Source organism: Psychrobacter sp. 2Y5, from assembly GCF_051847375.1.
GTDB lineage: Bacteria > Pseudomonadota > Gammaproteobacteria > Pseudomonadales > Moraxellaceae > Psychrobacter.
The window spans coordinates 252,614-267,981 of record NZ_JBPYDA010000002.1 but is presented as its reverse complement, the minus strand read 5'-3'; the positions used below and the strand labels follow the sequence as shown (position 1 = coordinate 267,981).

Genomic DNA, 15,368 nt, shown 5'->3' with positions numbered 1-15,368 from the left:
AACCTATCCTGTAGCAAACAGGAACTACTCATAAAAAGGACAAGTAAAGATGAATTATTACAAGGATGCCGATAGCACCGAAACACAGGAATGGCTAGATGCTTTTGAATCGGTGATTAAGCATGCCGATAAGGATCGTGCCCAGTTTTTATTAAAAGCGCTCTACAACATGTCGGTACAAGAAGGCTTACCGTTCAACCGTTTGGATACCGCTTATATCAATAGCATCGCTGTTGAAGATGAGCCGATGTATCCAGGAGATTTGGGCATAGAGCGCAAGATTCGGGCGCTGATTCGCTACAATGCGCTAGCTATGGTTATGCGCGCTAATAAGAACGACGACGATTTGGGCGGTCACTTAGCGACATTCGCTTCTAGTGCCACGCTTTATGAAACGGGTTTTAATCACTTTTTCCGCGCCGCAAGCGATCACTTCGGTGGCGATATGATCTATTATCAAGGTCACTCCGCGCCTGGTATTTATGCTCGCTCTTACTTAGAGGGTCGTCTGAATGAGGAGCAATTAGAGAATTTTCGCCGTGAAGTCGGCGGCAAAGGTTTGTCGAGCTACCCGCATCCTTATTTGATGCCAGATTATTGGCAGTTCCCAACGGTTTCTATGGGTCTTGGCCCTATTATGTCCATTTATCATGCGCACGTGCATCGTTATATGGAAAACCGCGGCTTGCTTGAGTCGGAAGGCCGCAAGATTTGGACCTTCTTAGGTGATGGCGAGACAGATGAGCCTGAAAGCTTAGGTGCCATCTCGCTTGCTGGCCGTGAAAAGCTTGATAACCTCATTTGGGTGGTCAACTGTAACCTGCAGCGTCTCGATGGTCCAGTACGCGGTAACGGCAAAATCATTCAAGAGTTAGAGTCGGTGTTTCGCGGTGCAGGTTGGCACGTTATCAAGGTGATCTGGGGTGGCCAGTGGGATAATCTACTCGATAAAGATGATACTGGTGTGCTCAAGCACCGTATGGAAGAAGCGGTTGATGGTGAATATCAGTTATATGAAGCCCGTGATCCAAGCTTCGTGCGTAAAGAGTTTTTTGGGAAATATCCTGAGCTTGAGGAAATGGCGAATGAGCTATCAGATCAGGATATCTCACGTCTCAATCGCGGTGGCCATGATCCAGTAAAAGTCTATGCCGCCTTTAGTGAAGCGATGAAGACCAAAGGCCAGCCAACCGTGGTATTAGTCAAGACAGTCAAAGGCTACGGTCTATCTACTCAAGCACAAGCGGTAAACAAATCGCATCAGATCAAAAAGCTCGATCATGAGTCGTTGATGTATTTCCGCGATCGTTTTGATCTACCCTTTACTGATGAGCAATTAGAGACGCTGCCTTTTTATCGCCCAGAAGAAGACTCTGCTGAGATGAAGTATCTAAAAGGTCGCCGTGAAGCGTTAGGCGGGCATCTACCTAATCGGCGTAGTGGTCACATACCTCTCAATATCCCTGATTTGTCGATGTTTGATCGCGTGCTTAAGGGCAGTAAAGGCAAAGAGCAATCAACGACGATGGTGTTTGTACGTTTGCTATCGGCTATGCTCAAAAACAAAGATATCCAAGACCGCGTCGTGCCTATCGTTCCTGATGAAGCGCGTACTTTTGGTTTAGAGGGTATGTTCCGTCAGTTGGGGATCTATTCTGCTTCTGGACAAAAATATACGCCAGAAGATAGCGAAGCGCTAATGGGCTATAAAGAAGCTATCGATGGCCATATGCTAGAGGAAGGCATCAACGAAGCGGGGGCGATGAGTACTTGGATTGCGCTAGCGACCAGCTATTCAGTCAATGCTCTGCCGATGATTCCGCTTTATATTTACTATTCGATGTTTGGTTTTCAGCGTGTCGGCGATCTTGCTTGGGCGGCAGGCGACTGTCAAGCACAAGGCTTCTTATTAGGCGCAACCGCTGGTCGTACCACTCTAAACGGCGAGGGCTTACAGCATCAAGATGGCCATTCACAAATTTTGTTCGGCGTAGTGCCTAACTGCGTGACCTATGATCCTTGCTTTGGTTATGAGCTAGCCGTCATCATGCATGATGGTCTGCGCCGGATGTATGGTGAGGGCGAGCGCGTTTATTATTACTTGACGCTAATGAATGAGAACTACGACCAACCTGCTATGCCAGAAGGTGTGGAAGAGGGTATTAAGCGCGGAATGTACTTGCTCGAAGACAATGGTTCAAGCCAAGTGCAGCTACTCGGCTCGGGGGTAATCTTGCGTGAAGTACAAAAAGCGGCGCAGATTCTCAACGATGAGTTCAATATCACCGCTAACGTCTGGAGCGTGACGAGCTTCAATGAGCTGACTCGTGATGGCATGGCCTGTGATGACTACAATCGCTTGCATCCTATGGATGATGAAGTCGTGCCTTGGGTTACAGAGCTGCTTGCACCGCACGAGGGCATCGTGGTAGCCGCAACCGATTATATGCGTAACTACTCAGAGCAGATTCGCGCTTGGCTGCCTGACAACCGTCCTTATACCACACTAGGTACGGACGGCTATGGTCGCTCAGATACTCGCGAGCAGCTGCGTAGCTTCTTCCACGTAGATGCCGCTCATATCGTCGTTGCCACGCTTAAGCGCTTGGCAGATGAAGGTGAAGTAGAGATGCGCTTAGTCAAAGATGCTATTTCGAGCTTCGGTATCGAGGTCGATCAGCCGCCCGCTTGGCAGACTCAGCCTCACTATGATCATTTCCCAGATGCTCCTGCACCTGATAACGTCAATCCAAATCCTGTTCCTGATTTTGTCGGTGAAGATGATGATGAAATCTCTAGCGAAGGTCGCGCCGAAGATCAAGCCGACGCCAAATTGCTAAACGATGATGACATCAAAGAATAGCCCACAACTACGTGACGAGATAATAAGGAGAAACTAGGATGGATATTAAAGCCCCCGATTTAGGTGTCGAGAGCGCCGAAGTCAGTGAGATCATGGTAGCAGTCGGTGATGTCATTGCTAAAGACGACAATATTATTTTATTAGAGTCTGATAAAGCCTCATTTGAAGTGCCTAGCTCTGCTGCTGGTAAAGTGAGCAAAATCAGCGTTGAGGTTGGTGATCAAGTCAGTGAAGGGATGGTGCTCATTGAGGTCGATAGTGACGTTGATAGTGAAGCAGCTGATGAGTCTAGTGACAGCTCTAAAAATGAGCAAAAACAGTCTGAAACCGATACAGAAGATAGTAAATCTACAGAAGCTGAAGATGCAAAGAATGAGCAAGTACCGCAGACAAAAGATAATGCTGATTCTTCTAAGACTCAGAAGAATACCGGCAGCGCGACGACTCACGCTTTGCCAGACTTAGGCGTTGAAGAAGCGCAAGTGGCAGAGATTATGGTTAGCGTGGGCGATATGGTCGAGGCTAACGATTCTATTTTACTTATTGAGTCTGATAAAGCTTCTGTCGAAGTACCCGCGCCAGAATCTGGCAAAGTTGAGAAAATTCTTGTGCAAGCGGGTGATATGGTCGCCAATGGCCAAGACTTTATCGTTATTATCGGTAGTAACGCTGATACGTCTGATAGTTCGGCCGCGGATGATAAAGCATTTGAGTCTGAGGACTCCAAACCACAGCAGTCAGCAGATAAGTCCGAGCAAGCGACTAATGAACCCAAGCAAGCAGCATCGCCATCGAAAGATGATGCCGCTACTGATAGTAAGGCTGCTCCAAAAAGCGCAAGCAACAAGCTGACCGAAGCGCAAGTGAATGAGAAGCTTACTGAGGTTTATGCTGGTCCCGCGGTACGTAAGCTTGCGCGTCAACTAGGCGTAGATATTACGCAAGTATCAGGCTCAGCGCTCAATGATCGTATCTTAAAAGAGGATCTATTTGCGCATGTTAAGAGTAGTTTAACCGCGCAAAAAGCTGCGACTACTAGCGGCAGCGTAGAGCGTGGCAGTTTACCAAGCTTGCCAGATATGAGTAATAAAGAGATTTGGGGTGAGACAACAATAGAAGACTTAAGTCGCCTACAAAAAGTCTCGATTCCGCAGCTCAATTATAATACTTACTTGCCGCAAGTGACGCAGTTTGATTTGTCTGATATTACTGAGACCGAAAAATTACGTAGCGAGCTAAAAGGCGGGATGAAAGCAGAAGGTATCGGTTTTACGATTTTAGCCTTTATTGTCAAAGCCACGGCTTATGCTTTGACGCAGCACCCGCGTTTTAATAGCCATTTGAGCGATGATAATACGCAGATTATCTTACGTAAAACGGTCAATATGGGTATTGCGGTGGCAACCGATGACGGTCTTATTGTGCCGGTGATAAAAAACGTGCAGGACAAAGGCCTCAAACAGATTGCTATCGAGATCGGTGAGCTGGCAGGTAAGGCTCGCGATAAAAAGCTCAGCACTAAAGACCTGCAAGGGGCGAGCTTTACCATCTCAAGCCAAGGTAACTTGGGCGGTACGGCGTTTACGCCACTGGTAAACTGGCCACAAGTCGGTATTTTAGGTGTCTCTGAGGCGAGTATGCAGCCGCGCTGGAATGAGAGTAAGCAAACTTTTGAGCCGCGTCTGATGCTACCATTATCTTTGTCCTATGATCACCGGGTGATTAATGGCGCTGATGCTGCGGTATTTACTCGTTATATCACGACTTTGCTAGCGGATCCGCGCCGTATTTTATTATAGATAAACGCTAACGAACATTCGTAGTTATGATTAGAAGATCGTCTCAGGACGGTCTTTTTTTATAGCTAATTATTCAATACCCTCGGGGTTGTTAGCTATGACAAACACTAGTTACTTACTATTTTTCTCAATCATTAGCTACGAAAAAGCCAGCATTTAGCCGGCTTTTTGATGTTTTATTAGATCGTGTTTTGCTTTATATTAGAAGCTTTTTACGAAAGCAACGCCATAAACCCAAGGGCTGATGTCTACTGAGCCAATATCGCCGCCATTTAATTTTACATCAGGCTCGATATCCATATAGCGCGCATCGATACGGAAGGCTTCAGTTGGCGTGAATGGAATATCAACACCAATATGACCGGCGACCCCAACGCTGTCATCGATATCTAAGTCGTTACCGTTACCTAGATAAATTCTTTCTTTAAAGAAAGTGGTGTAGTTTACCCCAACGCCAACGAAAGGTTTGACATTCATAGGCAGGTTATAGTCATCGAAGTGATACTGCAGCGATAGCGTAGGCGGTAGATGCTGAGTTTTTGCATCGACCTTATCGCCATTGGCGTCGGTTAAAGTAATGTCGTGATGAAACGGAATAGCAGCTAGCAGCTCAATACCGACATTATTAGCGACAAAATACTCGCCACTCACGGTTGGGCGAATATCATCATCAACTTCTACAGAAAAAGCACCGTCGGCTAAGGTACCGTTATCGCTTTTTGGGTCAACCATGTGAGCGCCAGCGGCAACTGTCCAAGTACCTGCAGGTACAGCAAAAGCAGAAGTCATAGTGAGGGCAGTAGCAGCAGCTAAAACTAGGGATTGTAGTTTCATCATTTGATCCTTGAGGTAATAAATGATTATCAGCGTATTACTGGTGAGGGATGACACCAGTTCTGATATCCTATGTTACAGTGATAAGATAAAGTATTTATCTTGTATTTATTATAATATAAAAACCCTACAAAGAGTAGTGGATTAAAACAATCTAGCAATATATTAAGGCCTAGAGATAGGTTCTCAAAGGATTTATACGGTTATTGAAGATAAAAAGATAATAAAAATAAAGAGGTAATGAGAATAGAAAAATAACGAAGTTCAAGAGATTGAGATAAAGTGTTGATAGAGGTTTTGAGATAAGGAGAAACCGATGACAGGCTATTGTAGTAATTCGCCGCTTCGTTGTAGCAAAGCGATGTCAATGACGATCTTAAATGAGACGAGTAATAGCTGCCCTCAATGCGGTCTAGCATTAATCTCTGATAGTAGCAATAGCAGCTCACTTATAGAACAGCGCGCTCTACAATTAGGTTTAGTGGTTGTTATCATATTGCTGCTAACACTCATTTATAGCTATTATGAGCTCTTGATCTAAGCCGATTTTCTTGGTTAATCTTATGGATTCGTTATTCTATATCAGCTTTCGTAAGCTTTCGGATCTTCTCGATTAGTTTTGACGATCTTCTAAGCTCACAACTTTTAATCAAAACTGTCGCTATTTTCTATGAGTTTTGTTTTGTTAAATATCAGCTGAGCGCTTAGAGTGGTAAACTTTATAATTCGTAATTTCTCTTCTTTATTCAACTATCGCTCTTGTTAAAAGGATCAGCATGGCCTTTCATCCCATTCGGCAATTACGTCATTTCGTTTACAATGTTTTGCAAAATGATGAACATGACACGCTATTTAGCCGTAGTGTTGATTACTTTCTGATTTTCTTAATCATGGCCAATGTCACAGCAGTGATTGCTGAGTCTGTTGATCAATGGTATTACCCTTATCAAGAGTATTTTACTTTATTTGAAAATTTCTCAATTGTGGTGTTTTCGATAGAGTATTTATTGCGTTTATGGAGCGTAGCCGAGGCCAAACCTGATAATACGACTTGGCGTCAACGTTGGGAGTGGCTAAAAAGCCCTTCTGCTTTAGTCGATTTGGTTGCGATTGCGCCGGCTTTCTTAAACTTTTTTGTCACTATCGATCTGCGCTTCCTAAGAATACTGCGCTTGTTCCGTATTTTGAAGCTCACTCGCTATTTTGCCTCAATGCGTATCTTACTGGTAGTCATCAGTAAGGAAAAAGGCTCGTTCCAAGCGGTCATCTTTATCTTAATCATTATGATAGTGACGGCGTCAAGTGGTATCTATTTGGTTGAGAATCACGCGCAGCCAGAGGAGTTTGAGTCGATACCCAAAGCCATGTGGTGGGCGGTTGTGACTTTAACGACGGTTGGCTACGGGGATGTGACGCCGATTACCAACGCCGGTAAAATACTAGGCGCTATCATCACTATTTTGGGGGTAGGCTTGGCGGCGCTACCGGCAGGTATCTTGGCGACAGGTCTTGCTAATGAGCTGGCTCAGCGCCGTGATGAGCTAGAACAAGACTTTCGTGAGCAGTTGATTGAGAGTGATTTTGATCTGGTACAAAATCAGACGATGATCGACAAAATTCGCCGCGAGCTAGGTCTTGATAGAGAGCAAGCGCAGGATATTGTTCTACAAGTATTGCGTGAGCAGGAGCTTGAGCGCCGCGAAAAAGAAGTCTCTAAAGCAAAAAACTTCTGCCCTCACTGCGGCGAGTCATTACGCTAACGGTTATCTTCTGGGTATCTAAAGGCTAGTTGTCGTTGGCTGCGCTATCGGTAGCGCACGGGCCAGTTCGTGGGCAACTTGCTGCGCCAATTTTTCGATATTTTCAGCTTTTAGAGGCAGCTGTTGGACCGTTAGATACCAGTCGTCAACCTCGCGGCGCAAGTTTGCGACCCAAAGTCCGTAGCAGTCACGCGGCAAGTGTTTTAGATCGACGGTAAAAGCTCGGTTGTATTCGTCGTCACTTAAATGCACCTCACCTGCTTCTACGCCTGCAAGCGGTTGTTCATTGTAGGAATGGGCAATCATAGCCACGTGGCGAATATGAGCGGGAATGTGATCTAAATATAAGCGGATTTGTTCTTGATCTAATGGCGCATGATAGAGGGCTTGCTCACCGCGATCTTTGCCATTTAAGCTATCGCCTTGATGCCGCACTGACTCCGCTTTATCGCGCAGCTGCTTGAACCAAACGATGTCATCTATGACACAATTATCATCATAGAGCACGCAGGCGATATCGACATCGATAGCTTTGTCATTTTGTTTGAGCCGTTTTTTCAGTCCGGTCGCTTTTGGCGGAGTGAATTGATAATTCATCGCAAAAAACAATCTATCCGTAGCGAAACCAAGAGCGCTTAAGCTCTCTGATAAAGGCAGTGATGGGGTAGAGGCTGACATAAATTTCCTTCAATAACGGCCGTTTAAGATTATATTTTTAGCTGGTTAGGCTTGCTCTAATAGGCTGAGCTTAATAGCTTATAGCGGATTATGAGTTTTTCCTAACACTACTTGATGTAGAAGGTCAGGTTTGGCAGCCAGTAATCCATCACCGAAACCGCGCAGCCACCAGACCAATTGTGAAGTCATATTGACGGTAGCTTTTACGCTCAAAGTATCGTCATCATTGATAGTAACGGTTTGATCCTCACTCAGCTGGCTCTCCGTCAAGCTTTTACCCGCCCGCCTAGTAAAGGTTAGCTCAACAGCGGTATTTTTGCCATGATCGGGTAACTGACTGAGCAGAGGATGGCTAAAGCCCATGCCGCCAGCATCTAGATAGCTATCCAATAAGAAGTCTTCAGGTGTTATGGCACTTGTCTCTAGGATCTCAACGCTAGCAAAACGATGCAGGGCAAAGGTACGAATAATGAGCTCGGGATCATCCGTGCGCGTTGCCAGTAGATAGATAATCACCCCGCGCTGAATAATGGCGATAGGGTTTAGGATGTATTCGCTGGCCTCATTTTTATTGCTACGAGTATAACGAGCTTTGATTTGTTGTTGATAAAATAGCGCGTGATAGATGTTATCTTTACTTTCTATATCGATAGGCGGCGCGATTAGCGGCTGAGTAGCCGGCTCAATACGGACTCGATCGATCCAAGAGTGGGTGACTTTACTATTTTTGAGCTGTCGCCGTGCTAAATCAAACCAAGGAAACAGCTCATCTAAGATAGCAGGCGGTAGCAGCTGGGTCAGATTGGCTTCGACCATATTGAAGGCGACCGCTTGCGATAGGTTCATATGCGGTAAGCTTTGTAGTGGCGCATCATCACACCAGCGCCAGCCTTGCGGATTGGCGTTGTTCTTCTCAATGGGAAAGCGCTTGGCTAAGGCATTGAGATCACGCTGCACCGTACGTAAGCTAATATCAAATCCGGCTAACTTTAGCTGCTCATAAATATGAGTCGTACCGACCCAGCGATTGCGCTGTAGCTGTGATAATACTTGCCACTGCCGCGCGGTGGTGGCGGCGCCATGGCGGCTAGCTACCGAATCAGCCACCACCTCTGATACAAGATCGCTAGCTGCATTGACGGGTTCAGAATCGGTCAGTGAGTTTTTCATATTCTTTATGGTGTCGGTGTCAGTCGCCTTAGTATTTTGCGCAGTCATTTGCTGATAACCTATATAAAGTCAAGTTGGATATCTTAAGATTAAAGCTTTAGCTCAATATCAGTATGAGTATCGACATCAGTCTCAATATAGACTATAGCTGCAAATCTGTCTTACTTGTTTCAATCAATACGAATCAACCCGCCTTAATCAAAGTGTTTTATCATCGCAGAAAATATGACTAGCGTCTAGGGACGATTGTTTATCCTAATCTGTCTCATAGGGCTCATCGCTTATGTCGTGGCTGTCATAGATATCGCTATCTTCATTATCATTATGCTCTAAGTCATCTTTTGCCTGTCTAGGGTTGGTATTACCATCATCCCGTTTTTTGCTAAGCTCGTCACAGCGCTTGTCTGTCTTTTTTTGACGTTTGGCTTTGCGCTTTTTTCTGGCTTTTTTGTCGGCCTTTTTCTCTTCGATCAGCTCATCTGCCGCTTGGCTTTCATCCCATGATATAAGCCGCCTCAAAATTTTGCCAAATAAAGTGTCTTTATGATAACGCCCTTTTTTATTGAGAGTGTCAATGGGCAGACCGGTCATCAAAGTGAGCGCTTCATTGATGGTGCGCACGCCGTAAACGTAGAAGCTACCAGCTTCGACCGCTTTGATAATATCATCACGGAGCATTAACTGATTGATATTAGCCATAGGAATGACCACCCCTTGTTGCCCTGTCAGCGCTTGCTCGCGGCAAGCATCAAAGAAGCCGGCAATCTTGGCATTGATACCGCCAACGGCTTGCACTTCGCCTAACTGATTCATCGAGCCGGTAATCGCCAAGGCTTGGTTGATAGGCACATCAGCGAGCGCTGATAGTAGCGCACAAGCCTCACTCACCGTAGCGCTATCGCCATCGATATGAGCGTAGCTTTGCTCAAACGCTAGCGAGGCGCTAAAGTTCAGCGCGTGATGCTGACTAAAGAGCGCACGCAGATAGCTGGTCATAATCAACATGCCTTTAGCGTGTAAGCTGCCGCCTAGATCGACATCGCGCTCGATATCTAAGATATCTCCTGCGCCAATATTAGGCTGAATCACCGCCGTCAACCTTGCGGGCATACCAAACTCACTATCGGCGTAGCTGACGACCGTTAGCGCGTTGACTTGACCAACCGCTACTCCTTGCGTTTGAATCAGCTGTTGGCCGTTTTTTAACTCATCCCAGTACAAGTCGCGAAGATATCCTGAGCGTTCATCCATATCGCTAATGGCTTGCTCTACATGCTGAGCACTGACGACTGCTTCATTAGCGTTTTGCTGCGTAGAATTTTCATGATCTATGCGCGCGTGACGATGGGACTCATGCAGCAGCTTGATCAAGCTATCACTGTGCAAACTGAGTCGGTTTTGATCTTCTGCTTGCAAGCTTAAATGCTCAAGAAGCGCCGCTTGCGCGCGACTATCGAAGGGATAAAGATTGGCATGATCGATAATATCAGCCATCTTAGCGACTAGCGCCAGTTCATGCTCTTGACTGCGGATGACATCGTCATGAAAGTCCGCGCGCACCTTAAATACTGCATCAAACTCCGGCTCTAGCTCTAATAGCTCATAATATAGATCCGCTTCACCCAGCAAGATAACTTTCACATCGAGATCAATAGGGACAGGCGCTAAGGATAAGCTACCGGTCAAGGTTAGCATTTGCTCAAGGCTTGAGAGCTTGATTTTACGCGATTGCAGCGCGCGCTTGAGACCTTGCCAAGCATAAGGATGCTCAAGCAAATGACTGGCCTCTAACAATAGATAGCCGCCATTAGCCCGATGTAGCGCGCCTGCACGAATCATACTGACATCGGTTGTCACGGTGCCTAACTGAGTGATTTGCTCCACATGACCTAGTAGGTTCAAATGAGTCGGCAAGTCTTCAAATATCACCGGCGCGCCGCTATCAGGCTGATGATTGACCATGACGTTGACCGCATAACGACTCGGTGTGGTGGCTAGTAGTGCGGTAACAAACTCCTCATCATCACCATTGACGATGTGCGGAGCGTGAGCGACCATGTCGTTAAGCAGCGCTTGCAGGTAGTCGAGCACGGCTTGTTGGCTTGCGAACTGCTCGCGCATCTTAGTGAATAAAGGTTGCAGCGTCCGCTGGGCGATATCACGATGTAGAGTTTCAATCGTGTCGTTGGCTTCATCTTCTAATTGTTCTAAGGCGATGGTCAGCTGATTGAAGCGTTTTTGCATGTGATTTTTGTGAGTGAAATGACCTTTGTTATTTTCGGCTTGCGTAGGCTTGCTAGGTTTATTTTGCTGATTAGATTCATTTTCTTCTACATCAGCAGCGCAGCTTTCGTCAGCTGCTGATAATTGACTAGGATGCACAAACACCGCTTTATTATCCGAGGCGCGAAAGCTCAAAGCTAAGTCATATTGTTTGCCTTCAGCATTTAAGGCCTCGTAAGCATGGTTTTCTTTTTCGTGAGCGGCATTTTTAATCGCTTCGATCTGGCTTTGATAGTAGTCGCTACGAAAGCGCTGACTGAGTCGTTTTTTGGCCTGTAGCCATAAGCTATTGACTTGCTGCTGCAACTGCTTAGCTTGTCCTGCCGGTAGGCGCAAAGACAAAGGCGTACGCGGATCGGCAAAATTATGGACATAGATCCAATCATTAGGCGTGGCATCTTTGGCAGCGATTTGCTGTAATAAGCGGCTGATGATGGTACGTTTGCCAAGCCCGTTTTCGCCAGCGGCAAATACATGATAACCACTAGCATCGATATCTAGCGCAGTCTGCAAGGCTTTGAGGGCGCGCTGCTGACCGAAGCCGATATCTAAGGGGGGCGCAGTACGAGTATCATTAGGTAAAGGATTGGCCTTAGTGTAACGCTTTAACTGCTTGGTATCGATCAGGCAGCGCTGTTTGGTTTCAGCGAAGACAGGATGAGGGGGCATTGATGCTTTATCCTCATCATGATTTGTGTGATTTGAGAGATTCGATGGTTTGCTAGCAGCAGTGAACGATTTGGTCATAAGGTATAGTAATCATCTAGATAAAAGAAATTTGGTAAATAAATGGTGTTAAGGGATAAAGGTGATGAGTAGCGAAAGTCATCCTGTCTAACAGGACTAAATGTATTAACGATTAAATGTAAGGTTAAGGTAGATAGTATAAGATGACCAAGATTGACGCAATCTATAACTATTCAAGCGTTGAGGTGCATGATAAAATAATCGGTTCAAATAAATAATGGATAACGTGTTATATGTCAGCTTCTGCCACTTCCTCGTCCGCTAGCCCTACCATTGACCCTACTGGATTTGCAAAGCTTGGCTCGCAGTTGCCGCTACTGGCAGGTATCTTGGCACAGGCAACTGAGCAGTTATCTTTAACGCTAACCGATACCCAGCAGCGCCAGTTATTATTATACTTAGATCAGCTTTTATTGTGGAATAAAGCGTATAATCTGACCGCCATCACCGATCCTGTCGAAGCACTTACCAAACACGTTATCGATTGTTTGGCTATTATAGCGCATTTACCAGCCGGGGATTTGTTAGATATCGGTACGGGTGCAGGCTTGCCGGCAGTGATTATTGCCATTTGTCAGCCTGAGCGTCACTGCACCGCGCTCGATAGCAATCAAAAAAAGATTCGTTTCATCAGGCAGATCAGCAGTGAGCTTGCCCTGGATAATGTGCAGCCTATCGCTGCTCGTATTGAGGCACATGAGGCACAATATCAAGTGGTCACCTCGCGGGCTTTTGCTAGCTTAACAGATTTTGTGTCAGTGGCGCAGCCGCGGTTAGCCGAGCAAGGCTATCTATGTGCTATGAAAGGCAAGGCGCCAAGTACCGATGAATTATCAGCTCTAAAGCCAGCATGGCAGATAAAAACCATCAAACTAACCGTGCCTCGTTTGGATGACAGCCGACATTTAATTGAATTATCCAATAAAAGTGTCTAAGCTGTCGCCACTTTGTGTATGATAAAACAGCCGTGATCAAGATAAGGCAGCATAGTTTGCTAATAACAGTTTGGCGATATTTGCTGAAGGCGACTTTATCGTTAAAACTATATTAAGATAAAAACTTTGATATAAATATCAGTAATAGACCTAATAAATTGAGTGAGTGTATGGAAATCATAGCCATTGCGAATCAAAAAGGCGGCGTAGGTAAAACTACGACGGCTGTGAACTTGACCGCAAGCTTAGCCGATAAGCGTAAGCATGTTTTGCTGATTGACTTAGATCCGCAGGGCAATGCGACTACCGGCACCGGTCTGCATAAAAACGAGCTTGAGCTGACCATAGCAGATGTGCTGCTCGATGGTGTGTCGCTGCAAGAGTCAATAGTTAAAAGTCCAGCAGGGTTCGATGTCATCGCGGCAAATCGTGAGCTGGCTGGTATGGATATTACTTTGATGGGGCAAACCAACAGCCATGAGTTGCTAAAATCAGCCCTGAGCGACTTAGTCGCAGAGCAAGCGAATAAACAAAGCCAGCCTTACGACTACATCATTTTAGACTGCGCACCAAGCTTAAATCTTTTGACGGTGAATGCGTTGGTGGCTACAGATGGGGTGATTATCCCGATGCAGTGCGAGTACTATGCGCTCGAAGGTTTAGCTGACTTATCACAAACGATTGAGCGCTTGACTGAGCTTAATCCTAAGCTGCATATTCGCGGCGTCGTGCGCACCTTATTCGATGCGCGTAATACCTTAGCCAATGACGTCTCTCAAGAGCTAGATGCGCACTTTGGCGATATCATGTATCGCACCCATATTCCAAGAAACATTCGCTTGGCAGAAGCGCCTGCGCACGGCATACCGGTATTGGCTTACGAGCGCTGGTCCAAAGGCGCTAGAGCTTATCAAAAACTTGCGGATGAAGTCATCGAGCAAAGCAGTTAAGGGTACAAAGTCTTTAGAGATAAATAATTGTTAGAGATAAAGATTTAAAACATTTAGTCTTGAGCAGTATTTTTATAAATGATGGCATCGAAAAAAGAGTGAGTCGGTGTCTTCATTATCATCATTTGGTTTTTATTGTAGCGTTAGAGGATAAGGAATCATGGCGAAAAAACGAGGATTGGCTGCCAATCGAGGTTTAGATGCCTTATTAGGGTCAATAAAAAAAGAAAAGCAAATCACCGCTTCAGCATTGCAAGATGACATGGCAGCGCGCGCCGTTAATGCTGAGAACGATGTTGCCAATGATGACCTTGCAAGTGATAACACTGCTCGTAAAGATCAGAGCGCTACAACCCCTACAACCGATGATGTGACGGTCATTGAAAAGGCAGCGTCGACAAAATCTATAGCTGCTAATCAAGATGATGCCCCACAGCCAGCTAAGCGATCAGTGCGTGCTACTCGTAACCCTGCTAAAACGCGTAATCATAAATCTCGCAGCAATGAGCAGGATAATACAGCGTCAGAAGATCAAATCAGCTTAGTACAAATAGATGTCAATCGCCTGCAAGCGGGTAAATACCAACCGCGCCGAGATATGAGTGAGACGGCGCTAGCAGAACTGGCTTCTTCTATTGAGCAGCACGGCGTCATGCAGCCCATTGTGATAAGACCGCTACTAGCCAATGAAGATAAAAGTACAGATGAGGTCACGCACGAAATTATCGCTGGCGAGCGCCGCTGGCGCGCCGCTAAAATGGCAGACAAAGCGGTTATACCGGCAATTGAGCGTGCCTTGTCCGATGAGCTCGCTATAGCGCTAGCTTTGATCGAAAATATTCAACGCGAAGATTTGTCCGTTATCGAACAGGCAGCGGCGCTTCAGCGCTTTCATACAGAATTCGGTATGAGTCATGCTATGATCGCTGAGGTAGTAGGAAAAGCGCGTACGACAGTATCTAACTTATTGCGCCTTAACCAGCTCCACGATACAGTCAAAGACCATCTCTCAAATAGCGCGCTTGATATGGGTCATGCACGTACGCTTTTAGCTTTGTCCGCCAAGCAGCAGCCGATCATTGCCCAAAAGATTATTGATGGGAATATGACGGTACGTGAGGCGGAAAAGTTGGTCAAGTCCATTTTGCAGCCTACCCAAAAAGCTAAAAATAAAGACGCCTCGCAAATTCACGATGTCGAGCGCCTGACCCAGCGTTTAACAGATGCGCTAGGGGCAGAGGTGAAGCTGAAACACAAAAAAGGCGGTCAAGGTAGCGTCGAGATATTCTTCCACAATCAAGACGAGCTGACCGCTCTTATCAAACATTTAAATGTGCAAAGCTAGTTTT

General features: G+C 45.9%; 10 protein-coding genes. 6 read left to right on the top strand and 4 right to left on the bottom strand.

Translation table 11 applies throughout. The annotated features are described in order from the left end of the window. Positions 1-49 precede the first annotated feature (49 nt). Together aceE and ACS8E3_RS03010 are read left to right on the top strand one after the other, a co-directional pair. Positions 50-2,863 (top strand): pyruvate dehydrogenase (acetyl-transferring), homodimeric type, encoded by a 2,814-nt coding sequence (gene aceE / locus ACS8E3_RS03015; protein WP_439241080.1) that lies wholly within the window; start codon positions 50-52, stop codon positions 2,861-2,863. A 38-nt stretch (positions 2,864-2,901) separates the two neighbouring features. Next, a complete protein-coding gene (locus ACS8E3_RS03010) occupies positions 2,902-4,662 on the top strand; it encodes a 2-oxo acid dehydrogenase subunit E2 (RefSeq protein ID WP_439241078.1) in 1,761 nt (586 codons plus the stop codon). A gap of 201 nt (positions 4,663-4,863) precedes the next feature. Here ACS8E3_RS03010 and ACS8E3_RS03005 read toward each other — a convergent pair whose 3' ends face one another. Beyond that, positions 4,864-5,496, bottom strand: a complete 633-nt coding sequence (locus ACS8E3_RS03005; RefSeq protein ID WP_439241076.1) for an OmpW/AlkL family protein — start codon at positions 5,494-5,496, stop codon at positions 4,864-4,866. Positions 5,497-6,272: 776 nt separating this feature from the next. Here ACS8E3_RS03005 and ACS8E3_RS03000 point away from each other — a divergent pair. Next, positions 6,273-7,256 (top strand): ion transporter, encoded by a 984-nt coding sequence (locus ACS8E3_RS03000; protein WP_439241074.1) that lies wholly within the window; start codon positions 6,273-6,275, stop codon positions 7,254-7,256. Positions 7,257-7,274: 18 nt separating this feature from the next. Here ACS8E3_RS03000 and ACS8E3_RS02995 read toward each other — a convergent pair whose 3' ends face one another. The 3 genes from ACS8E3_RS02995 to ACS8E3_RS02985 all read right to left on the bottom strand — a co-directional run bounded on the left by ACS8E3_RS02995 (position 7,275) and on the right by ACS8E3_RS02985 (position 12,056). Next, positions 7,275-7,934 (bottom strand): TerD family protein, encoded by a 660-nt coding sequence (locus ACS8E3_RS02995; RefSeq protein WP_439241073.1) that lies wholly within the window; start codon positions 7,932-7,934, stop codon positions 7,275-7,277. A 78-nt stretch (positions 7,935-8,012) separates the two neighbouring features. Beyond that, the gene (locus tag ACS8E3_RS02990) at positions 8,013-9,152 is read right to left on the bottom strand and encodes a helix-turn-helix transcriptional regulator (protein WP_439241071.1); all 1,140 of its coding nucleotides are present in this window, start codon (positions 9,150-9,152) and stop codon (positions 8,013-8,015) included. Positions 9,153-9,359: 207 nt separating this feature from the next. Next, positions 9,360-12,056, bottom strand: a complete 2,697-nt coding sequence (locus tag ACS8E3_RS02985) for a Lon protease family protein (protein WP_439241069.1) — start codon at positions 12,054-12,056, stop codon at positions 9,360-9,362. A gap of 311 nt (positions 12,057-12,367) precedes the next feature. On the opposite strand from ACS8E3_RS02985, the gene rsmG reads away from it, so the two are divergent. The 3 genes from rsmG (at position 12,368) to ACS8E3_RS02970 (ending at position 15,364) form a co-directional block, all read left to right on the top strand. Beyond that, positions 12,368-13,069 carry a 16S rRNA (guanine(527)-N(7))-methyltransferase RsmG gene (rsmG, locus tag ACS8E3_RS02980; RefSeq protein ID WP_439241067.1) on the top strand — a complete coding sequence of 234 codons (702 nt, stop codon included), beginning with the start codon at positions 12,368-12,370 and terminating at the stop codon, positions 13,067-13,069. A gap of 170 nt (positions 13,070-13,239) precedes the next feature. Further along, positions 13,240-14,019, top strand: coding sequence for a ParA family protein (locus ACS8E3_RS02975; protein WP_439241064.1), 780 nt, complete (start codon positions 13,240-13,242; stop codon positions 14,017-14,019). A 160-nt stretch (positions 14,020-14,179) separates the two neighbouring features. After that, entirely contained in the window at positions 14,180-15,364 is a 1,185-nt protein-coding gene (locus tag ACS8E3_RS02970; protein ID WP_439241062.1) for a ParB/RepB/Spo0J family partition protein, read from the top strand. The last annotated feature ends 4 nt before the right edge of the window (positions 15,365-15,368 follow it).